Source organism: Duganella zoogloeoides, from assembly GCF_034479515.1.
Lineage (GTDB): Bacteria > Pseudomonadota > Gammaproteobacteria > Burkholderiales > Burkholderiaceae_D > Rugamonas > Rugamonas zoogloeoides.
Map to the genome: position 1 here is coordinate 3,549,432 of NZ_CP140152.1, position 20,829 is coordinate 3,570,260.

Consider the following 20,829-nt stretch of genomic DNA (forward strand, 5'->3'; position numbering starts at 1 on the left):
TCCATCCACAATATTCGGGGGTTCACATGCGCGTACTCATACTCGGCAGCGGCGTCATCGGCGTCACCAGCGCCTATTACCTGGCCCAGGCCGGCCACGACGTCACCGTGATCGACCGCCAGCCCGGCCCCGCGCTCGAAACCAGCTTTGCCAACGCCGGCCAGATCTCGCCCGGTTATGCGTCGCCGTGGGCCGCCCCCGGCATCCCGCTGAAAGCCGTCAAGTGGATGATGCAGCGCCATGCGCCGCTGTCGATCACGCCCGACGGCACCCTGTTCCAGCTGCAGTGGATGTGGCAGATGCTGCAAAACTGCACGCCCGAGCGCTACGCCGTCAACAAGGAGCGCATGGTGCGCCTGGCCGAGTACAGCCGCGACTGCTTCAAGGTGTTGCGCGCCGCCACCGGCATCGAATACGAAGGCCGCCAGCAAGGCACCACCCAGCTGTTCCGCACCCAGAAGCAGCTCGATGATGCGGCCAAGGATATCGCCGTTTTGCAGGAAACCGGCGTCCCGTACGAGCTGCTGGACCGCGCACAACTGGTCGGCGCCGAGCCGGGCCTCGACCAGACCAAGCTGGTCGGCGGCCTGCGCCTGCCCAACGACGAAACCGGCGACTGCCAGCTGTTTACCACGCGCCTCACCGCCATGGCGGAAGAGCTCGGCGTCAAATTCCGCTACAACATCGAGATCGATGCACTGATCAAGGCCGGCGACCAGATCCGCGGCGTGCAGACCGGCAGCGAGCTGCTGACCGCCGACTCGTACGTGGTGGCGCTGGGCGCCTATTCCACGCCGCTGCTCAAGGGCCTGCTGGACGTGCCGGTCTATCCGCTCAAGGGCTATTCGATCACGGTGCCGATCGTGAACGCCGAGGCCGCTCCCGTCTCGACCATCCTCGACGAGACCTACAAGATCGCGGTCACCCGTTTCGACGACCGCATCCGCGTCGGCGGCATGGCCGAGATCGCCGGCTTCGACAAGCGCCTCAATCCGCGCCGCCGCGAGACGCTGGAAATGGTCGTCAACGACCTGTTCCCCGGCGCGGGCGCCACCGCCGAAGCGAGCTTCTGGACCGGCCTGCGGCCGATGACGCCGGACGGCACGCCTATCGTCGGCCGCACCGGCCTGCGCAACCTGTACCTGAACACCGGCCACGGCACGCTGGGCTGGACCATGTCGTGCGGTTCGGCGCAGCTGCTGGCCGACATCATCTCGGCGCGCAAGCCGGCGATCCTGGCCGACGATCTGTCGGTGGCGCGGTATGGCGCGGCGCCCGCGGCGCGGCAGCCGCAACTGGCCAGCGCTTAACGATTATCTTTTAAACACCGGGACTGTCGCATCCCCGCCTCTATTCGTGAATCAGTGCCCGCGCAGCCCAACATGGCGTTGAGCTTGTGCGCCGGGCTGCGTATAATTTTGATCATGAATAAATTAGAAGCATTCGGCCACATTGCGGCCATGGCCATCCGCGGCGAACTGGTGTTCCCCACCAGCGTCAACGCCGCCCTGCGCGTGCAGCTTGCGCTCGACGATCCCGACTGCCCGATCGACAAGGCCATCAGCCTGGTGCTGGCCGAACCCACGCTGGCCGCGCGCACCGTCGCCATTTCCAACTCCGCCATGTTCGCGCGCGCCGGCGCGCCCGTCGTCACCAACGTGCGGGGCGCCATCATGCGCATCGGCTACCAGAACCTGTTCGCGCTGGCCGCCGCCATGGTGGTGCGCCAGTTCGGCAGCAAGCTGATCGACCCGGCGCTGCGCGTCAAGGCCGAAAAGCTGTGGGACCACACCATTGCCGTGGCCGCGCTGGCGCGCCTGATCGCGCGCGACGTCACCGGCGTCAACGAAGACACCGCGCTGTTCGCCGGCATCGTGCACGAAGTGGGCGGCTTCTACCTGCTCTCGCGCGCCGACGAATTCCCCGGCCTGCTCGAGGAAGACCCGGACAACTGGCACTCGGCCAGCGAAGAAATCATCACGCGCGAAGTGATGCGCAAGCTGTGCATTCCCGAGCCCGTGGCCGACGCCATCGAAGGGCTGCGCGACGCCTTCATGTCGATCCCGCCCGACACCTTGCAGGACACGCTGCTGCTGGCCAACCTGCTCACGCCGGTGCGCTCGCCGCTGCAGGAAGCCGAGCGCGAACTGCCGCCGCATTCCGAATCGGCCATCGACCTGTTCATCGACGCCGAGCGCCTGCAGGTGCTGCTCAAGCAGGCGCATGACAACGCCGCCGAGATGAGCGCCGCGCTGCTGGTGTGAGCATGCAGCAAGCGCCCCTGTCTTACGGCTCCGATGCGTCCGGCCTGGTGTGCGGCTACGTGTTCGGCCGCGCGCAGGAAGGCGTGGGCGTGCCGCTCAACGCCGACGAAGCGTGCGCCTGGCTGGACCACCGCGACCGGCATCCGTCGGAATTCATCTGGCTGCACTACAACCTGGCCAACACCGCCAGCGAGAAGTGGCTCAACGAGCACCTGTCGCTGCCCGAGGAATTTTACGAAAGCCTGCACGAAGGGCCGCGCTCCACCCGCATCGAGGTGGCAGACAACACGCTGATCGCCGTGGTCAACGACGTGCTGCACGATTTTTCGTTCGACCCGTCCGACATTTCCACCTTGTGGCTCAGCGTGGACCAGCAGGTGGTCATCAGCGCGCGCCGCAAGCCGCTGCGCGCGATCGACAGCCTGCGCAACGCCGTGCGCAATGGCGAACCGATCCGCTCGTCGGTGGAGCTGCTGATTCACCTGCTGCGCGACCAGGCCGACGCCCTGATCAAGATCGTGCGCCATGCGATCGCCACCGTCGATGGCATCGAAGACAATCTGCTCGCCGGCAAGCTCAACACCAAGCGCGCCAGCCTCGGTGAATTGCGGCGGGTACTGGTGCGCCTGCGCCGGCTGCTGGCGCCCGAACCGGCTGCGCTGTTCCGCCTGCTGCAACGGCCACCACGCTGGGTCGCCGAGATCGACGCCCAGGAACTGCGCCAGTCCACCGAGGAATTCTCGATGGTGCTGGCCGACATGGCCTCGCTGCAGGAGCGCATCAAGCTGATCCAGGAAGAGATCGCCGCGCTGGTCAACGAGGGCAACAACCACAGCCTGTTCGTGCTGACCATCGTCACCGTGCTGGCCCTGCCGATCAACATCATCGCCGGTTTGCTGGGCATGAACGTGGGCGGCATCCCGCTGGCCGACGCGCCGCACGGCTTCCTGGTGGTGGTGCTGATCGTGGCCAGCTTTACGGCAATCGCCGGCTGGCTCGCCTTCCGCCGCCAGCGCGATCTGCGGTAAGAGCCTCAGCGCGGTAGATGTAAAGCCGCTGCGCCCCCAGCAGCATGAACACCAATCCCATCACCAGCGCCACCAGGTTGTCGCGCCGGTAGCTGGCGCGCACGTCGGCCAGGCCGGTGACCTCCTTGCCACCGACCGACACGCCGTACGCCACGTGAAAGTCGCCGGGCAAAAAGCCGGGATGATTCACTTGGGCCGGATTGAAGCGCACCGTCACCGGGTACAGCTTCGTGGCCGACCGCAGCGCCGCGCGCAGGCGGCCATCGGCATCGCCCTTGACGTGCACGACGAACTGCTGCGGCGTGGTGCGGGCGGCAAAATACATGGCGCCGCGGCTGTCGTAGGTCCAGTCCACGCGGCCGGTCACGGCCTGCAATTGCGCCGCGCTTGGGAAGCGCAGTTCGAGCGCGATAAAGATGCCGATGATGCCGATACCGAGCAGCAGGAAAAACACCCCGCCGCGCCGGCCGCCGAACCAGTTACGCCACTTGCTGATCATGCTCCGTCGTGCTCCGGTCTGTAAGAAGAGCGCCATCATACCGCGCCGTCAGACGCCCAACCATTAATAAACATTTTCGTTTACTTATTGAGGCCCGGCCGTTACAGTAACGCCATGAAAAATTCCCTGCTCATCAGCAGCGCCTGCCTGCTGGCCCTGCTGTCCACCGTCGGCGCCGCGCTGCCGTATCCGATCCTCGCGCCCCTGTTTGCCGATGGCACCGCCAACGGCCTCAACACCTTCCTCGGCCTGCCGCCCAAGCTGCTGCTGGGCCTGGCATTGACGATCAACCCGCTGGGCCTCCTGATCGGCTCGGCCCTGCTCGGCCCCATGTCGGACCGCTACGGCCGCCGGCCGGTGCTGCTGGTGACCGCCGTTGGTGCGGCCATCGGCCATGCCATCACGGCGCTGGCCCTGGTGATCGAATCGTTCCCGCTGTTTATCGTGGCGCGCTTCATCACCGGCCTGCTGGAAGGTAACGGCTCGGTGGCGCGCGCCATGCTGGCCGACAAGCTTGAAGGCGATTTGCGACGCAAGGCGCTGTCGTGGCTGAACGGCGCGTTTTACATGGGCTGGCTGGTGGGGCCGCTGATGGCCGGCTTCACGCTGGGGTACGGCATCACCACGCCGTTCTGGATTGCCGTGGCGCTGTTGCTCGGTACCGCCGTGTTGGTGGCCAAGGCGCTGCCGCGCGAAGTGCCGTCGGCGGCCACCACGTCGTGGTGGCAGGTGGCGCGCCACCGCCATGCCTTGAATCTGCTGCGCGAGCCGGAGCTGCGCACGCTGTTCATCATCACGCTGGCGTACAGCTGCTGCGTGACCGGCTTCTACGAGTTCTATCCGCTGTGGCTGGTGGAAGTGCCGGGCTACGGTCCGCGCGGCATCGCCTGGGCCACGGCGGCGATGTGCGGCGTGATGACGGCCACCACCATTGTCGCCGGTGGCAAGTTCGCCGGAGAGCCGCTGCTGCGGGCGCGCGGCTTCGCGTATGCGACCGCCACGCTGATCGGCGTGCTGGCGGTCAGCAACGCCAACGTCGGCCTGGCCGCCATCGTGCTGTTCGGGATACCGCACGCCTTCCACAGCAGCATCGTGCCGCACTGGTGCGCGGAGCGCTTCGGCGCCCATGGCCAGGGCGCGGTGATGGGACTGATCTCCACCACGTTTTGTCTGGCCAATATCGTGATGGCGCTGATCGGCGCGGTGCTCACCCTGATCGACACGCGCTTGATCCTGCTGCTGTCCGCCGCGTTTGGCGCGTGGTCGGCGTGGCGGCTGCAACGCTGGCACTACAGCCTGCAACACGCGACGCCGGCAGCGGGAGCGCTGTCATGAACACCGCCGACCAGGCCCTTTTCCTGATCAAGACGCGCGGTCCGCAAACCGCGCAACAGCTGGCCGCGCTGCTCGACCTGACCTCGATGGGCGCGCGCCGCCAGCTCGAAGCGTGGCAAGAGAAGGGCATGCTTACCTACGAGGACGTGGCCGACAAACCGGGCCGGCCGTCGCGGCGCTGGCTGCTGACCGAAGCAGGCCACGCGCGCTTCCCCGACCGTCACGCCGACCTGACCGTGCAACTGATCGACCAGGTGCGCCAGCTGTTCGGCGACGCGGGGCTCGATAAACTGATCGCCTCGCGCGAACAGGCCAGCGAACAGCAGTACCGTCAGCACCTGGCCGGCGCCCGCGCCCTGCCCGACCGGGTGGCGGCGCTGGTGCAGGCGCGCTCGGTGGAAGGCTATATGGCGGAAGTGCAAACAGCCGACGACGGCGCCCTGCTGCTGATCGAAAACCACTGCCCGATCTGCGCGGCCGCCCGCCAGTGCCAGCAATTCTGCCGCTCGGAGCTGGACCTGTTCCAGCGCGTGCTGGGCAGCGATTGCTCGGTCGGGCGGGTGGAGCATATGCTCAACGGCGCCCGCCGCTGCGTGTACGTGATCAAGCCAGTCACCAAGTAACTTTAATTCCGGAAAATAATAGGAATAGGAAATTAGTTGTCAAGCCGCACGGACAAGCTCCGTGTCGCCGTTTGATGGGAGTCAAGTCCCAAAGTGCTGGTCAGCCGACAATCAATGCATCCCGAGCCGCCCACCCAGGCCTCGCATGCTTTTTGAAGGTACCGCACCATGTCCGTCTCCGTCCACCACCCAGCCTCTTCCGTCCGCCAGCTGTGTATGCGGCTGGCCGCCATCAACCGCAGCGGCAAGCGCCTGCTGATGTGCGTGGCCGATGGCGTGGCGTTGCCGCTGTGCCTGGTGCTGGCAATGATGGTGATCACTGGCGGCATGCCGCCGTGGCCTGCCGCCCTGCTGCTCACGGCGCTCAGCATATCGGCATTGACGATAGCGTCGCTGTACGGCGCCGCGCTGCGCCAGCTCGAGCAGCGCACGCTGATCCTGGCCGGCATGGCGCTGGGCGCCGCCGTGGTCGCGCTGTACCTGCTGACCAGGGATGGCGCGGTGGCGCGCATCCCCGGTCCGGTGCTGGCCATGTACTGGCCGCTGGCGATGTTGTACCTGATCGCCTCGCGCGCCGGCATGCGCGCACTGCTGCGGTCCTTGCTGCACCAGCAGGTGCCGCCGCCGACGGACGCCGCCAGCCGCCGCCTGCCCGACTTCGCCCCCGAGCAATTGCTGGGCCGCGCACCGGTGCAGCCCGACAGCGCGCTGTTCGCGCGCTGCGTGCGCGGCAAGAACGTGCTGGTCACCGGCGCGGGCGGCTCCATCGGCAGCGAGTTGTGCCGGCAAATCGCCGGCCTGGGGCCGCACTGCCTGCACCTGGTCGATCACAGCGAGTTCGCGCTTTACACCATTGCCCAGGAATTACGGGCGCGCTGGCCGCAACTGGTGCTGCATGCGCACCTGGGCTCCGTGTGCAGCGAACGCATGCTCGAGCGCGTGATGCACGGCGCGGCCATCCACACCATCTACCATGCGGCCGCCTACAAGCACGTGTCCATCGTCGAAACCAATATGGTGGAGGGACTGCGCAACAACGTTGTCGGCGCCCGCAATGTCGCTGCCGCCGCCACCCGCCACGGCGTGCACACCTGCGTGCTGGTGTCGTCCGACAAGGCGGTGCGGCCCAGCACCATCATGGGCGCCAGCAAGCGCCTGTCGGAGCTGGTGTTCCAGGCCGCGCAAGATGACGGCGCGGGCGTCACCACGTTCAGCATGGTCCGCTTTGGCAATGTGCTGGGATCATCGGGCTCGGTGGTGCCGCTGTTCCGCCAGCAGTTGCAGCAGGGCGGTCCGCTCACCATCACCGACGCCGCCATGGAGCGCTACTTCATGCTGATCCCCGAAGCCGCGCAACTGGTGATACAGGCCGGCGCCATGGCCGAAGGCGGCGAAGTATTCGTGCTCGACATGGGCGCGCCGCTGCGCATCGTCGATCTGGCGCGGCGCATGATCGCGCTGGCCGGTCTCACCGAGCGCACGCCGCGCAATCCGCAGGGCGACATCGACATCCGCTACGTGGGCCTGTGCCCCGGAGAAAAACTGCAGGAAGAACTGCTCACCGCCGACGGCGCCATCCCGAGCCGCCACCCGCGCATCCTGTGCATGAAGGAGCAGGCGCTGCCCGCCGCCCAGCTCGACCAGTACCTGGAGCTGCTGCTGGTTGCTTGCGCCAGCAACGACCGCTGGCTGATCGAAGCCATGCTCAAGACCATCATCAGCGAGTTCACGCCGCAAACCGGGGTGCGCGCCACCGACAGCGAGGCCGCACTCCGCCGCTTGCGTGTGCCCCCGCTGGCAGCCGTGCCACCGGTCGCCATCCACGCTTCCTGATTTTTTGTCCCCACCGCAAGGAGTAGCCCATGCGTCAATTCTGCCCTGCCGTCACCGACCGCAAGCTGCGCTTCGCGCTGGTCGGGTGCGGGCGCATCGCCCGCAACCATTTTGGCGCGCTGGCCCAGCATGCCGACCGCTGCGAGCTGGTGGCCGTGTGCGATGTCGATGCCACTGCGCTCGACCGCGCCGCCGCCGACACCGGCGCCGTCCCGTTCGACAACCTCGACCACATGCTCGAACGCAGCGACATCGACGCCTGCATCATCACCACGCCGTCCGGCCTGCACCCGGACCAGGCGGTACGGGTGGCGCGCGCCGGCCGCCACGTGATCACCGAAAAGCCGATGGCCACGCGCTGGGAAGACGCCAAGCGCATGGTGGGCGCCTGCGACGCGGCCGGCGTGCGCATGTTCGTGGTCAAGCAGAACCGCCGCAACGCCACATTGCAACTGCTCAAGCGCGCGGTGGACAACAAGCGGTTCGGCCGCATCTACATGGTCAACCTCAATGTGTTCTGGACCCGCCCGCAAAGCTATTACAACAGCGCGCCGTGGCGCGGCACCTGGGAGTTCGACGGCGGCGCCTTCATGAACCAGGCCAGCCACTACGTCGATTTGCTCGACTGGATCATCGGCCCGGTCGAGAGCCTGCAAGCGTACACCGCCACGCTGGCGCGCGATATCGAGGTGGAAGACACGGGCGTGATCAGCCTGCGCTGGCGCAACGGCGCCCTCGGCTCGATGAACGTCACCATGCTGGCCTACCCGCACAACCTCGAAGGCAGCATCACGGTGCTGGGCGAAACCGGCACCGCGCGCATCGGCGGCGTGGCCGTCAACGAGGTGCAGCAGTGGGACTTCGCGGTGCCCGACGCGGACGACGCCAAGGTGAAACAGGCCAGCTACGCAACCGCGTCGGTGTACGGCTTCGGCCACCCGCTTTATTACGACAACGTGATCGCCGTGCTGCGCGGCGAAGCGGAACCGGAAACCGACGGGCGCGAAGGCCTGAAATCGCTCGAAGTGCTGATCGCCGCGTACCGCTCGGCGCGCGATGGCCGCCGCGTGGCGCTGCCGCTCGACTACTAGGAGTTTTTCAATGGATAACCTTGTTCACGCCAGCGCGATTGTCGATGCCGGCGCGATGCTGGGCGAAGGCACCCGCATCTGGCACTTCAGCCACGTGTGCGGCGGCGCGCGCATCGGCGACCGCTGCTCGCTGGGCCAGAACGTCTTCATCGCCAGCGACGTCGTCATCGGCCACAACGTCAAGATCCAGAACAACGTCTCGGTGTATGACGCGGTGGTGCTCGAAGACGACGTGTTCTGCGGACCCAGCATGGTGTTTACCAATGTGCACAATCCGCGCGCGGCCGTGGTGCGCAAGCACGAGTACCGCCGCACCCTGGTGCGCCGGGGCGCATCGATCGGCGCCAACGCCACCGTGGTCTGCGGTGTGACCATCGGCGCGTACGCCATGATCGGCGCCGGCGCCGTGGTCACCCGCGACGTGCCCGATTTCGCGCTGATGGCCGGCGTGCCGGCGCGCCAGATCGGCTGGATCAGCCGCCACGGCGAACGCCTGGACTTGCCGCGCGGCGCCGACGGCCGGGCGCGCTGTCCGCATACCGGTGACGTGTACACGGTGGCGGGTGGCGCCTGCACCGTTCAACCTGCCGACTAAACCAGGAGAGATAAATGGAATTCACGGGCCTGAAACAGCAGTACGAACTGCTGCGCAACGACATCAACGCCGCCATCCAGCGCGTGCTCGACCACGGCCAGTACATCATGGGGCCTGAAGTGGCGCAGCTGGAGGCGGCGCTGGCGCAGTATTGCGGCGCGCGCCATTGCGTGACCGTGTCGTCGGGCACCGAGGCGCTGCTCATTTCCCTGATGGCGCTCGGTATCCAGCCTGGCGACGAGGTGATCACCACGCCGTTCTCGTTCATCGCCACCGCAGAGGCCATCGTGCTGGCCGGCGCGCGGCCCGTGTTTGTCGATGTCGAACGCGCCACCGGCAATCTCGATCCGGCCCGCATCGTCCGCCGCATCGGTGCGCGCACCCGCGCCATCATGCCCGTCTCGCTGTACGGCCAGCCGGCCGACATGGACGCCATCAACGGTATCGCCCGCCGCCACGGCCTGGCCGTGATCGAGGATGCCGCGCAAAGCTTCGGCGCCAGCTACGGTGGCCAAGGCAGCGGCCAGCGCAGCGGCAACCTGTCCACCATCGGCTGCACCAGCTTCTTCCCCAGCAAACCACTGGGCTGCTACGGCGACGGCGGCGCCATCTTCACCAGCGACGATGAACTGGCGCGGGCGATGCGCGAGATCCGCATCCACGGCCAGGCCGAGCGCTATCACCATACCCGCGTGGGCGTGGGCGGGCGCATGGATACCCTGCAATGCGCGGTGGTGCTGGCCAAGCTGCCCACTTTTGACGACGAAATCGCCGCGCGCCGCCGCGTGGCCGCCGCCTACGACCGCTGCTTTGGCAGCCGGGTGGAAACCCTGGGCGGCGCGGAAGCGAGTGCCTGGGCCCAGTACACCATCGTGCCCCCCAGCCGCGCACCGGTACAGGCCGCGCTCACGGCCGCCGGCATCCCCAGTGTGGTGCACTATCCGCAGGCGATCCACCAGCAGCCGGCCTACCTGCGCTACGACGACGCGGCCTGCCCGGTGGCCGAGCTGCTGGCGCAGCGGGTACTGAGCCTGCCAATGGGACCGCACCTGACCCAGTCCGACGTCGCCCGCGTGGCGGCCACCGTGCTGGCCGCGCTCGACGCCTGAGGTATGACAAATCATGGCCGCCCTGCCCACTTTCTGGAAGCACCTGCTCACGGTACTGGGCGGCTCGCTGGTGGCGCAGGCGCTGCCGATCGTGGCCGCGCCCCTGATCACGCGGCTGTGCACCCCGGGCGAACTGGGCGCGTTCAGCGTGTGGCTGGGCGTGGTGGCGATTGCCACCGTGGCGGCCACCCTGCGCATGGAGTTCGCCATGGTGGTCGATCCGGGCCGCATCCGCCAGCGGCTGTGCTTTGGCGTGGTGGCGTGGTCTTCCAGCTGGCTGGCGGTGGTGCTGACGGTAGCGCTGGTGGCGGCGCGGCTGCTGGACCTAGTCGCCATGTCATGGCCGGGCGTATTGACCCTGGGCCTGGCGGCATGGCTGACGGCCGGCATGCAGACCATGCTGGCCTACGCCGCCTCGCATAACGGCTTTGCGGCTGCCGCCAAGGCGCGGATCGTGGCGGCTGGCGGCGTCGCCGGGGCGCAGTTGGGGTTGCTGGCGTTACTGGCGGGTATGCCATGGGTAACGCTGCGCCTGGCTGGCGCCGGCGGGGATGCCTTGCTGGCCGGTCAATTGGTGGGCCTGGCTGCCGGTCTCCTGGCCGCGCGCCAGCTTCTGCACCTGCCACTACGGGGTGGCGGTTTAAGTACCCTCACTGGGCCGACTGACGTTGCCGCTGCCGCAAGCCCTGTCTCAGCTACATCCGCCGATGTCGAGCGCGCAGCCAATACCCTTGAGCGGCCCAGCAATGGCATCGCTCTAGCGTGGCTCACCCGCCTGCGTCGGCTTCGCCGTCAAGGCTGGGCCGCACTGCTGCCCACCACCCCGCAACGCCGCTACTTGCGCCACCACCGCGCGTTCTGGCGTTTTACGTTGCCATCGAGCCTGCTCAACGCGGCCGTGGGCCAGTTGCCGCTCCTGATCATCGGCGCGCGTCATGGCGTGATGGCGGCCGGGCTGTTCGCGCTCACCCAGCGCGTGCTGGCCGCACCAATTTCCCTGCTGGCCGCGTCGGTGCTGGAAGTGTTCAAGCGCGAGTCGGTGCGCCAGTACCAGGAGCACGGCGACTGCCGCCCCGCCTACCGCCATGCGCTGCGCGTGCTGCTGGCGCTGGGCGCGGTGCCCGCCCTGGTGCTGTGGGTGGCGTCGCCCGCCTTGTTTTCTTTCGTATTCGGCGCCGACTGGCGCGGCGCCGGCGAGCTGGCGCAGATCATGGCGCCGCTGTTTTTCCTCAATTTCGTCGCCGGCCCGCTCAGCTACGTGTTCTCGGTGGCAGGCCGGCAAAAGACCGAGCTGCTGTGGCAGGTGGCGCTGTTTGCCACCACCGTCGCTGCGTTTGCGGCGCCGCTGCCGCTGGCGCACAATGTGCTGGCCTACAGTATCGGCTATTCGCTGCTGTACCTGGTGTATCTGCACCTGTCGTACCGCTACGCGCTCAACCGCCCACCGGGCCGGAGGCTCCATGCTGCCGGCTGACGCCATCGCCTTCCCCGCGCCGCCGCTGGTGCAAGTCCATGCGGCCGGGCGCCGCACCGGACCGCTCGGCTTGCTCGGTCCCGCCTGGGCCGAACTGGCGTTCTGGCTGCTGTTTCCCGGCTTTTTCGCTTACCAGACCCTGCTTGGCCTGGGCCTGATCCGCGCCTACCTGGGCGGTTACTTCGCCTGGATTTCGCTGCTGATGTTCGCGCCCCTGCTGCTGTCATACCTGCTGCGCATGCGCGCCTGCGGCTGGCGCGTGCACCGGGTGGATGCCGCCTGGCTGGCGTTCCTGGCCTATTATGCAACCATCATCGTGCTGCACATGGGCCTGGCCGGCGGCGGCGCCACCAGCCACCACACCCTGGGGCTGCTGTACATGCTCCTGCTGTTCGTGATCTTCAAGACGCTGGACTTCGAATCCAAGCGCTTCCAGCTGACTTTGCTGGCCAGCCTGCTGGCGATGTCGGCGGTAGTGTTCGCGTACGCGGTCGATGGCGCTTTTTATCTTGCTGCGCTGGGCGCCGCGCGCGATCCCGAAAGCGTGGCCACGTACCAGGGCTTTTCACGCTCCTATTTGCTGCCCATGGTGGTGCTGCTGGCCTGCACCAGGCGCGCCTCGCTGCGCTGGGCGCTGTACGCGCTGGGCCTGTCCACGCTGTACATCAACACTGCGCGCAGCGAGTTCGGTGCGCTGCTGTTCCTGATCCCGCTGTTCGAGCTGCACGCAGCCCGTTCGCGCCTGGTCATGCTGATGCTGATGGCGGCCGCCATCATGCTGTTGCAGTTCAACCTCGATGCGCTGGTGGCAGCCGTGCCGGGCAACCGCACGCTGGAACTGCTCGATTTATCGCACTCCACGTCCGCCAGCGCGCGCCACGCGCTCACCGAGCAGGCGCTGCGCACCATCGCCGATCATCCGATCATGGGCGACTACGGCAGCTACCCGAGCGGCCGCTACGCCCACAACATCCTGTCGGCGTGGGTGGACCTGGGCCTGCTGGGGTTTGCCGCGCTGCTGGCGTTGCTGCTCTATCCGCTCACGCACCTGGCCATCCACGGTTACCTGCTGGGCGGTCGCACCAGCCGCGATCACCGCTACCTGCTGGCCTGGAGCCTGCTGGCCAGCACCTTGCTATTGTTATGCCTGTCGCATTTCTTCAGCGACATGCTGATTGGCGCCGCGCTGGGCGCCTATGCGCGGTACCGCGCGGGAGATTGACATGCTCAATATCGCCCACCTGACGTCCGCCCATCCGCGCCACGACGCCCGCATCTTCGGCAAGCAGTGCCGCACGCTGGCCGATCACGGCCACCGGGTCACGCTGGTGGTGGCCGATGGCCGCGGCGACGAGGACCGCCACGGCATCCACATCGTCGATGCCGGCGCCGCGCGAGGGCGGCTGCAACGGATGATATCGGCCACCAACCGCGTGTATCGCTGCGCGCTGGCGCTGGCGCCCGACGTGGTGCAGCTACACGACCCCGAGCTGCTGCCGGCCGGCCTGCTGCTGCAACGGCACGGCTGCAAGGTGATCTTCGATGCCCACGAGGACGTGCCGCGCCAGCTGCTGGGCAAACCCTACCTGCCGCCGTGGACCCGGCGCGTGCTGGCCGCCACTTACGCCCGCTTCGAACACCAGGCCTGCCGTCGGCTCGATGGCGTCATTACGGCCACGCCGTTCATCCGCGAACGGTTCGAGCGCATCAACCGCGCCACGGTGGACATCAACAATTTTCCGATGCCCGAGGAGTTCGGCGCCGACCTGGCCTGGGCCGACAAGCCGCTGCAGGTGTGCTACGCAGGCGGGCTGTCGGCGATACGCGGCATCGCCGAACTGGTACGCGCCTGCGAGCTGCTGCAAACCCCCGTGCGGCTGCAACTGGCCGGCGCTTTCAGCGAACCGGCACTGGCGGCACAGCTGCGCGCCCGCCCCGGCTGGCGCCACATCGACGCACTGGGCCAGCTGGCGCGCGGCGACGTGGCCGCACTGCTGGGCGCCTCGCGCGCGGGCCTGGTCACGCTGCACCCCACGCTTAACCACCTCGATGCGCTGCCAGTGAAAATGTTCGAGTACATGGCCGCCGGCATTCCCGTGATCGCGTCTGACTTCCCGCGCTGGCGCGCCATCGTGGAAGGAGACGGCGAAGGCGGCGCCTGTGGTCTGTGCGTCGATCCGGGCGATCCGCCGGCAATTGCCGCCGCCATCGACTACCTGGCCGGCCACCCGGACATCGCCCGCCGCATGGGCGACAACGGCCGGCGCGCAGTGCGCACCCGCTACAACTGGCGCAGCCAGTCCACCAAGCTGATCGACTTTTATGACCACCTCTGACACCTCCGGGCTCTGGCCGGCCGTGCTGGCGCGGCTGCGGCTGGTCGCCGACATCGTCCGCCTGCCGCGCGCCCGGCTGCGCTTCGACGCGTCGCTCAACCCCGACCTGATACGGCGCACCCACGCCAGCTTTACCATGCCGCACCCGCGCTACCGCATCGTGCGCAACAAGTCGCTGGGGGTGGCGCTGATCGACCTGCGCGCGTTCGCCAGCGGCGCCGATTACCTGCAGTCCGTGGCGCAGAAAGATCATGCCGGCTACCAGGCGCGCCGGGCCCGCGCGCGCGGCTACACGGTGGCCGAAATCGACCGCAACTCCTACATCGACGACATCCACCGCATCAATACCTCGCAGCGCGTGCGCCAGGGCCGGCCGATGGACCCGGCTTACGCCAACCGCACCGATCATTACGTGGCCGTGGACAGCTTCCGCTACTACGGCGTGCTCGATGGCGACGGCAAGCTGGTGGCCTATTGCGACCTGGGCATCTACGGCGACTTCGCCGCCACCGACCGCCTGCTGGGGATCAAGACCGACGGCGTGATGTACCTGCTGATGGCCGACATCGCCTGCCGCCTGATCGACGAACACCGCTACAACTACCTGATGTACGACACCTATCTGGGCGCCCTGCCCGGCCTGCGCGAATTCAAGCGCAAGCTCGGCTTCGCGCCGTACCGCATCCGCTACGCCATTGCATGAGGTTTACCATGATCGCCAAGCTCCCCCGACTGTTCAATTTCGCGCCCCTCGCGCGCGGCTGCCGGCTGGTGCTCGAAGTGGCGCGCCTGCCCGTCGCCACCCTGTGCTTCGACACCCGCTACCATCCCGAAGACGTGCGCGATACCCACCGCCAGTTCACGCGCCGGCATCCCCGCTACAAGGTGATCGGCCACAAGCAGCTGGGCGTGGCGCTGATCGATCTGCGGCGGCTGACCGAACCTGCGATGTACCCGGGCAGCGGCGCGGCCAGCTACGTGGGCAAGGCGCGCAAGCGCGGCTACCGCCTCGCGCAGATCGACCGCAACGACCACATCGACGCCATCCACGCCATCAACACCAGCATGCCGAGCCGCCAGGGCCGGCCGATGGACGCGCGCTACCAGGACAGGGCCGCGCATTACGAGCCGCTCTGCCACTACCGCTATTTCGGCGTGTTCGACAAGCGCGAGCAGCTGGTCGCCTACTGCAACATGGGCCGCTTCGGCAATTTCGCCGCGTTCGCCCAGCTGCTCGGCTACCGCAACAACGACGGCGTGATGCACCTGATGATTGCCGACATCGTCAGCCTGCTGCTGGCCGAAGCGCGTGCCGGCGCTGGCCCCGACTACCTGATGTACGACACTTTTTTCGGCGCGCAACCGGGCCTGCGCCAGTTCAAGACCATGCTCGGCTTCACGCCGTACCGCGTGCGCTACACGCTGCAATGAAAACCATCCTGAACCGGCTGTACGCCGACTACCTGATGCCGTGCCGGCTGCCGCACTACGACGCCCTGCTGGGGCAGGCGCGCGACCACGGTTACCGCCAGACCTCGGTGCGCGGCTGGCTGCACACGCTGCGCAATCCAAACCACAGTATCGGCAACGGCGCCAGCCAGCACCGGCCGGTGCAGCCGGTGCTGGTCCACCGCCACGACATCGACACCGATCTGGCCACGGCGCGCCGCATGTTCGAGATCGAGCAGCGCCACGGCGTGCGCGCCAGCTATTACTTCCGCCTGTCCACGCTGGACTTCGGCCTGATGCGCGCGATCGAGGACTACGGCAGCGAGGCCAGCTACCACTACGAGGAACTGGCCACTTACGCCAAGCGCACCCACCTGAAGCTGCCGGGCGAAGTGCGCGCGCGGCTGGACCAGATCCGCGCCGAATTCGAAGCCAACTTCCGGCGCATCGAGGCCACGCTGGGCCGCAAGCTGCACACGGTGGCCAGCCACGGCGACTTCGCCAACCGGCGCCTTGGCATCACCAATTGCGCGGTGCTCGACGACAGCGTGCTGCGCGCGCGCTGCGGCATCGACGCCGAATGCTACGACGCCGAATTGCTGTCCAGCTTTGACCTGTATATCAGCGACAAGCCGGCGCCGCGCTACTTCCACCCGGTGGCGCCGCAGGCGGCGCTGGGCAAGCACCGGCGCATCTGCCTGCTCACGCACCCGTCGCAATGGCACGCCGGCTGGGCCGCCAACAGCCACAAGAACCTGGTGCGCGCGCTCGACGCGTGGCGCTGGTAACCGAGGATCGCTCATGAACATCCTGCTGATCAACCACTATGCCGGCTCGACCCACCATGGCATGGAATACCGCCCCTACTACCTGGCGCGTGAATGGGTGCGCGCCGGCCACCGGGTGCGCATCGTGGCGGCCAGCGCCTCGCACCTGCGCGCGCGCGCGCCGCAGATGGATGGCCGCGCGGTACTGGACCAGCAAATCGACGGCATCGACTACCGCTGGCTGGCCGTGCCAGCTTACGACAGCAACGGCGCGCGGCGCGCGGCCAATATCGGCGCCTTCATTGCGCGCCTGTACCAGCAGTCGAAGCGGCTGGCGGCCGAGCGGCCCGACCTGGTGATCGCCTCGAGCACCTACCCGGCCGATATCTGGCCCGCGCGCGGCATCGCCCTGGCAGCCGGCGCCCGGTTGGTGTTCGAGGTACACGACCTGTGGCCGCTCTCGCCGATCGAACTCGGCGGCATGTCGCCGCGCCATCCGTTCATCCGGGTGATGCAGGCGGCCGAAGACTACGCCTGCCGCCACGCCGACACCGTGATTTCGATCCTGCCCCACGCGGGCGGCCACATGGCGGCGCACGGCATGGCGCCGCACAAGCTGCACGTGGTGCCCAACGGCGTGGTGCCGGCCGAATGGGAAGCAGCGCTGACGCCGCTGCCCGGACCGGTAGCCACGCTGCTTGCGCGCCTGCGCGCCCAGGGCCGCACGCTGATCGGCTACGCGGGCAGCCATGGCGCCGCCAACGCGCTCGACACGCTGCTCGACGCCGCCAGCCTGCTGCGCGGCCAGCCGCTGGCCTTTGTATTGGCCGGCGCCGGTCCGCACAAGCAGGAACTGCAACGGCGCGTGGACGTGGACGGCCTGCACCACGTGCACTTCCTCACGCCGCTGCCCAAGCCCTGCATGCCGGCGCTGCTGGGCAGTTTCGACATCGCCTACCTGGGCTGGCGGCGCCAACCGCTGTACCGCTACGGCATCTCACCCAACAAGCTGGGCGACTACCTGATGGCGGCGCGCCCCGTGATCCACGCGGTGGACGCGGCCAACGATACGGTGGCCGATGCCGGCTGCGGCCTGAGCATCGCCCCCGAAGACCCGGATGCACTGGCCGCCGCCATCACCCACATGGCCAGCCTGCCGCCGTCACAACGCCAAGAACTGGGCCAGCGCGGCGCCACCTACGCCCGCAGCTACCTCGATTACCGGTTGCTGGCGCAGCGCTACCTCGATGCCTGCTGTCGCGCCGGCCAGCCCAATGCTCGCACCGGGGTGCAGCAACACGCGATACCAGGCACCACCGGCCATAGCAGGCGATAACCCGCCGTCCCTTGGCTGCCCACCGATCATTCCGTCACGGCGGATCGCACCACAGCCGGAAATCCGCAGTCAGCATCCCGATCAAAGGAGACCACGATGACCACGCCCCCAGATGACTTTCTCCCCTTCGCCCTCCCCGACCTGGGCCATGAAGAAGCCGCCGCCGTGCTCGAGTGCCTGCAATCGGGCTGGATCACCAGCGGGCCGGTCAGCCGCCAGTTCGAGCAGGAGTTTGCCGCCTACCTGGGCGGTGGCGTGCACGCCATCGCGGTCAATTCCGCCACGGCCGGCTTGCACCTGGCGCTCGAAGCGTTCGGTATCGGTCCCGGCGACGAAGTGATCGTGCCCACCATGACCTTCACCGCCACCGCCGAAGTGGTGCGCTACCTGGGCGCCGATGCGGTGATCGTCGATGTCGATCCGCACACGCTGTGCTTGCAGCCCGAGGCCATCGCCGCCGCCATCACGTCCAACACGCGCGCCGTGATCCCGGTCCACTACGGCGGCCTGGCCTGCGACATCGACGCCATCGTGGCACTGGCGCACCGCCACGGGCTGCGCGTGATCGAGGACGCCGCCCACGCCTTTCCCACCACGCTGCGCGGGCGCCTCGTAGGCACGCTGGACAGCGATGCCGCCGTGTTCAGCTTCTACGCCAACAAGACCATGACCACCGGCGAAGGCGGCATGGTGGTGTGCCGCGACGCGGACATCGCGCGCCGGGTGCGGGTGATGCGCCTGCACGGCATCAGCGAAGACGCCTTCGACCGTTTCGTCTCGCGCCGGCCGGCCTGGTTTTACCAGGTGATCGCGCCCGGCTTCAAATACAACCTCACCGATATCGCCGCCGCCATCGGCCGCGCGCAGCTGCGCAAGATCGACGGCTTTCTGGCGCGCCGCCAGCAACTGGCGCGTCGCTACACCGAATGCCTGGCGGACCTGCCATTGACCCTGCCGCGCGATGCGCCGGCCGGCAGCCAGCACGCCTGGCACCTGTACCCGGTGCGCCTGACTGCCGACGCGCCACTGGCGCGCGACCGCCTGATCGAGCAGTTGTCGGAACAGGGCATCGGCACCAGCGTCCACTACATTCCGCTGCACCGCCAGCCGTACTGGCGCGACCGCTACGGGCTGCGCCCCGAGCAGTTTCCCCACGCCGAAGCCAGCTACCACGCGCAGCTGACGCTTCCCCTGTACACCGCCATGGCCGATGCCGGCCAGGCCCGCGTGATCGCCACCCTGACGGAGTTGCTATGCTAGCCAAACGCCTGTTCGATATCGCCGCTGCGCTGGCCGGCCTGCTGCTGCTGTCGCCATTGCTGTTGCTGGTGGCGGCCTGGATACGCTGCGACTCGCCGGGACCGGTGCTGTTTCGCCAACGCCGCGTGGGGCGAGACGGCGCGCCGTTCCAGATCCTCAAGTTCCGCACCATGGCCACTGGCGCGGAGCGCGACGGCCAGCTGTCGCTGGCCGACGACCGGCGCGCCACCAGGGCCGGGCGCTGGCTGCGGCGCCACAAGCTCGACGAACTGCCGCAACTGGTCAACGTGCTGCGCGGCGACATGAGCCTGGTGGGGCCGCGCCCCGAAGTGCCGCGCTACGTGGCCCACTATCCGCCAGCCGTACGCGCGGTCGTACTGTCGGTGGCGCCGGGCATTACCGACTGGGCCGCCCTTCGCTTTCGCAACGAGGGCGACATCCTGCGCCAGGCCGCTGACCCCGAACACGCCTATCTGCACCAGGTGCTGCCCGTAAAACTCAAATACTATGTGCGCTACGTGCAGCGCCGCAGCTTCGCCACCGACTTGCAGATTTTACTGTGCACGGTGGCCACCCTGCTGTTCGGCGCCCGCCGCAAGCGACCGCTGTTGCGTGTACTGCGCAGCAGCCGGCTGGCGCACAGTACACGCAACGGCGGACAGTCGGTGCTGATCGACTGGCTGCGCGGCCTGGCGGCCTTGCAGGTGGCGGCGGCCCACTTGCGCGCCCAGGTATTCCCCGGTCTGAGCACCGTGACGGATCCGCCCTTGTGGTACCAGGGGCTAGCGTTCATGACCGGCTTCGCGCACCAGGCGGTGCTGGTGTTTTTTGTGCTCAGCGGCTGGCTGGTGGGCGGCGTGTTCCTCGACCGCAGCCACGATGTGCCGCCGTCACGGGCGCTGCGCGACTATGCACTCGATCGTGCCACGCGGTTGTGGACCGTGCTGTTGCCGGCCTTTTTGCTGATGCTGGCACTGGCATGGGCCGGGGCGTTGCCGTGGGTCGATGCCAGCAAAGCCGCCGATACCGCTGTTGCCTCGGTTGCCGCAAACGTGGGTGCAGCGTGGTCGTTTTCCACGCTGCTGGGCAACCTGGTCGACTTGCAGACGCTGGTCGTGCCGCCTTTCGGCGAGAATTTTCCGCTCTGGAGTCTGGCCAACGAAACCTGGTATTACGTGCTGTTTCCGCTGCTGGTGATCGCAGCGCGCGCCGGCGCCGCCTGGCTGCGGCTCGCGTGCGCGGCGCTGGCACTTGCGGTGGCGGCGCTGCTGGGCGCGGCCATCACCGGCTACTTCCTGGTGTGGCTATTGGGTGTGGCGGCATCGCGCCTGCGTTTCGATTTCTCGGCAGTACAGCGCTGGCTGTGGCGCGGCGCGCTGCTGGTGGTCGCTGCGCTGCTGCGCCTTGGCGGACAGGATGGCGACTTCACCTTGTCCACCTTGGGACCGGACCTGTTGCTGGCGTTGCTGCTGGTCGTGTGCTTGTGCAGCGTGGGGCGTAGCCGTCCGGCAGCGGCGATGGCGCAGACCGGGGCTTTTCTGGCCGGCTTCTCGTTCACCCTGTACGTCGTGCATATTCCGTTGCAGCGCATGTTGTGGGCGTACCGCGATGGCGCGCTGCTGGCGCCGGGGGAACCGGCCAGCCTGGCGGTGTATGCCGCCATGCTGGCCGTGGTGCTGGCATTGGCGTATCTGTTTCACCTGCCGTTCGAAGCACAAACGGGCAGTCTGCGACGGCTGCTACGCCGGCGCTTGCCGGGCCTCGAAGACATCGATCGCGTCGTTGAAGCGCCGCCTGCACGGCGCTCCATCGACGCGGGGTGACGCACCG

19 protein-coding genes are annotated in these 20,829 nt (G+C 67.8%); 18 read left to right on the plus strand and 1 reads right to left on the minus strand.

What is annotated here, in order from left to right; genetic code table 11:
• Window positions 1-26 precede the first annotated feature (26 nt).
• The 3 genes from SR858_RS15650 (at window position 27) to SR858_RS15660 (ending at window position 3,292) form a co-directional block, all read left to right on the plus strand.
• Complete coding sequence (locus SR858_RS15650; RefSeq protein WP_019919934.1) at window positions 27-1,310, plus strand: D-amino acid dehydrogenase; 1,284 nt, start codon at window positions 27-29, stop codon at window positions 1,308-1,310.
• Between the two features lie 114 nt (window positions 1,311-1,424).
• Window positions 1,425-2,264, plus strand: a complete 840-nt coding sequence (locus SR858_RS15655; protein WP_019919935.1) for an HDOD domain-containing protein — start codon at window positions 1,425-1,427, stop codon at window positions 2,262-2,264.
• Between the two features lie 2 nt (window positions 2,265-2,266).
• Complete coding sequence (locus SR858_RS15660) at window positions 2,267-3,292, plus strand: transporter (RefSeq protein WP_019919936.1); 1,026 nt, start codon at window positions 2,267-2,269, stop codon at window positions 3,290-3,292.
• Here the strand turns inward: SR858_RS15660 and SR858_RS15665 are convergent.
• Entirely contained in the window at window positions 3,240-3,791 is a 552-nt protein-coding gene (locus SR858_RS15665; RefSeq protein WP_019919937.1) for a hypothetical protein, read from the minus strand. The two genes, SR858_RS15660 and SR858_RS15665, sit on opposite strands and share 53 nt — an antisense overlap.
• 114 nt (window positions 3,792-3,905) lie before the next feature.
• Here SR858_RS15665 and SR858_RS15670 point away from each other — a divergent pair, with 114 nt between their 5' ends.
• The 15 genes from SR858_RS15670 (at window position 3,906) to SR858_RS15740 (ending at window position 20,822) form a co-directional block, all read left to right on the plus strand.
• Window positions 3,906-5,126 (plus strand): MFS transporter, encoded by a 1,221-nt coding sequence (locus SR858_RS15670; RefSeq protein ID WP_019919938.1) that lies wholly within the window; start codon window positions 3,906-3,908, stop codon window positions 5,124-5,126.
• Window positions 5,123-5,749, plus strand: a complete 627-nt coding sequence (locus SR858_RS15675) for a helix-turn-helix transcriptional regulator (RefSeq protein ID WP_019919939.1) — start codon at window positions 5,123-5,125, stop codon at window positions 5,747-5,749. The genes SR858_RS15670 and SR858_RS15675 overlap by 4 nt, the downstream gene beginning before the upstream one ends.
• A gap of 168 nt (window positions 5,750-5,917) precedes the next feature.
• Window positions 5,918-7,582: a UDP-N-acetylglucosamine 4,6-dehydratase family protein gene (locus SR858_RS15680; RefSeq protein WP_322533662.1), complete on the plus strand. Its 1,665-nt coding sequence runs from the start codon at window positions 5,918-5,920 to the stop codon at window positions 7,580-7,582.
• Between the two features lie 29 nt (window positions 7,583-7,611).
• Window positions 7,612-8,673, plus strand: a complete 1,062-nt coding sequence (locus SR858_RS15685) for a Gfo/Idh/MocA family protein (protein WP_019919941.1) — start codon at window positions 7,612-7,614, stop codon at window positions 8,671-8,673.
• Window positions 8,674-8,683: 10 nt separating this feature from the next.
• Window positions 8,684-9,268, plus strand: coding sequence for an acyltransferase (locus tag SR858_RS15690; protein ID WP_019919942.1), 585 nt, complete (start codon window positions 8,684-8,686; stop codon window positions 9,266-9,268).
• A 14-nt stretch (window positions 9,269-9,282) separates the two neighbouring features.
• Window positions 9,283-10,377, plus strand: coding sequence for a DegT/DnrJ/EryC1/StrS family aminotransferase (locus SR858_RS15695; protein WP_019919943.1), 1,095 nt, complete (start codon window positions 9,283-9,285; stop codon window positions 10,375-10,377).
• Between the two features lie 13 nt (window positions 10,378-10,390).
• Window positions 10,391-11,851, plus strand: a complete 1,461-nt coding sequence (locus tag SR858_RS15700; protein WP_019919944.1) for a lipopolysaccharide biosynthesis protein — start codon at window positions 10,391-10,393, stop codon at window positions 11,849-11,851.
• Entirely contained in the window at window positions 11,838-13,073 is a 1,236-nt protein-coding gene (locus SR858_RS15705) for a hypothetical protein (protein WP_019919945.1), read from the plus strand. The genes SR858_RS15700 and SR858_RS15705 overlap by 14 nt, the downstream gene beginning before the upstream one ends.
• Before the next feature lies 1 nt (window position 13,074).
• Window positions 13,075-14,187 carry a glycosyltransferase family 4 protein gene (locus tag SR858_RS15710; protein WP_026636935.1) on the plus strand — a complete coding sequence of 371 codons (1,113 nt, stop codon included), beginning with the start codon at window positions 13,075-13,077 and terminating at the stop codon, window positions 14,185-14,187.
• Window positions 14,174-14,890, plus strand: coding sequence for a hypothetical protein (locus tag SR858_RS15715; RefSeq protein ID WP_019919947.1), 717 nt, complete (start codon window positions 14,174-14,176; stop codon window positions 14,888-14,890). The genes SR858_RS15710 and SR858_RS15715 overlap by 14 nt, the downstream gene beginning before the upstream one ends.
• Window positions 14,891-14,898: 8 nt before the next feature.
• Window positions 14,899-15,618 (plus strand): hypothetical protein, encoded by a 720-nt coding sequence (locus SR858_RS15720; protein WP_019919948.1) that lies wholly within the window; start codon window positions 14,899-14,901, stop codon window positions 15,616-15,618.
• The gene (locus SR858_RS15725; RefSeq protein ID WP_019919949.1) at window positions 15,615-16,424 is read left to right on the plus strand and encodes a polysaccharide deacetylase family protein; all 810 of its coding nucleotides are present in this window, start codon (window positions 15,615-15,617) and stop codon (window positions 16,422-16,424) included. The genes SR858_RS15720 and SR858_RS15725 overlap by 4 nt, the downstream gene beginning before the upstream one ends.
• 13 nt (window positions 16,425-16,437) lie before the next feature.
• Complete coding sequence (locus SR858_RS15730; protein WP_019919950.1) at window positions 16,438-17,739, plus strand: glycosyltransferase family 4 protein; 1,302 nt, start codon at window positions 16,438-16,440, stop codon at window positions 17,737-17,739.
• 96 nt (window positions 17,740-17,835) lie between these two features.
• Window positions 17,836-18,999, plus strand: coding sequence for a DegT/DnrJ/EryC1/StrS family aminotransferase (locus tag SR858_RS15735; RefSeq protein ID WP_019919951.1), 1,164 nt, complete (start codon window positions 17,836-17,838; stop codon window positions 18,997-18,999).
• On the plus strand, window positions 18,993-20,822 hold the full coding sequence (locus SR858_RS15740) for a sugar transferase (protein ID WP_019919952.1): 1,830 nt from the start codon (window positions 18,993-18,995) through the stop codon (window positions 20,820-20,822). Before SR858_RS15735 ends, SR858_RS15740 begins: the two co-directional genes overlap by 7 nt.
• The last annotated feature ends 7 nt before the right edge of the window (window positions 20,823-20,829 follow it).

Excerpts from the sequence above, each read along its gene's own strand:
- SR858_RS15710 (WP_026636935.1), top strand. The coding sequence starts at position 13,075 with ATGCTCAATATCGCCCACCTGACGTCCGCCCATCCGCGCCACGACGCC.
- SR858_RS15705 (WP_019919945.1), top strand. The coding sequence starts at position 11,838 with ATGCTGCCGGCTGACGCCATCGCCTTCCCCGCGCCGCCGCTGGTGCAA.
- SR858_RS15655 (WP_019919935.1), top strand. The coding sequence starts at position 1,425 with ATGAATAAATTAGAAGCATTCGGCCACATTGCGGCCATGGCCATCCGC.
- SR858_RS15680 (WP_322533662.1), top strand. The coding sequence starts at position 5,918 with ATGTCCGTCTCCGTCCACCACCCAGCCTCTTCCGTCCGCCAGCTGTGT.
- SR858_RS15690 (WP_019919942.1), top strand. The coding sequence starts at position 8,684 with ATGGATAACCTTGTTCACGCCAGCGCGATTGTCGATGCCGGCGCGATG.
- SR858_RS15725 (WP_019919949.1), top strand. The coding sequence starts at position 15,615 with ATGAAAACCATCCTGAACCGGCTGTACGCCGACTACCTGATGCCGTGC.
- SR858_RS15695 (WP_019919943.1), top strand. The coding sequence starts at position 9,283 with ATGGAATTCACGGGCCTGAAACAGCAGTACGAACTGCTGCGCAACGAC.
- SR858_RS15700 (WP_019919944.1), top strand. The coding sequence starts at position 10,391 with ATGGCCGCCCTGCCCACTTTCTGGAAGCACCTGCTCACGGTACTGGGC.
- SR858_RS15685 (WP_019919941.1), top strand. The coding sequence starts at position 7,612 with ATGCGTCAATTCTGCCCTGCCGTCACCGACCGCAAGCTGCGCTTCGCG.
- SR858_RS15730 (WP_019919950.1), top strand. The coding sequence starts at position 16,438 with ATGAACATCCTGCTGATCAACCACTATGCCGGCTCGACCCACCATGGC.
- SR858_RS15675 (WP_019919939.1), top strand. The coding sequence starts at position 5,123 with ATGAACACCGCCGACCAGGCCCTTTTCCTGATCAAGACGCGCGGTCCG.
- SR858_RS15735 (WP_019919951.1), top strand. The coding sequence starts at position 17,836 with ATGACCACGCCCCCAGATGACTTTCTCCCCTTCGCCCTCCCCGACCTG.
- SR858_RS15715 (WP_019919947.1), top strand. The coding sequence starts at position 14,174 with ATGACCACCTCTGACACCTCCGGGCTCTGGCCGGCCGTGCTGGCGCGG.
- SR858_RS15660 (WP_019919936.1), top strand. The coding sequence starts at position 2,267 with ATGCAGCAAGCGCCCCTGTCTTACGGCTCCGATGCGTCCGGCCTGGTG.
- SR858_RS15740 (WP_019919952.1), top strand. The coding sequence starts at position 18,993 with ATGCTAGCCAAACGCCTGTTCGATATCGCCGCTGCGCTGGCCGGCCTG.
- SR858_RS15720 (WP_019919948.1), top strand. The coding sequence starts at position 14,899 with ATGATCGCCAAGCTCCCCCGACTGTTCAATTTCGCGCCCCTCGCGCGC.
- SR858_RS15670 (WP_019919938.1), top strand. The coding sequence starts at position 3,906 with ATGAAAAATTCCCTGCTCATCAGCAGCGCCTGCCTGCTGGCCCTGCTG.
- SR858_RS15650 (WP_019919934.1), top strand. The coding sequence starts at position 27 with ATGCGCGTACTCATACTCGGCAGCGGCGTCATCGGCGTCACCAGCGCC.
- SR858_RS15665 (WP_019919937.1), bottom strand. The coding sequence starts at position 3,791 with ATGATCAGCAAGTGGCGTAACTGGTTCGGCGGCCGGCGCGGCGGGGTG.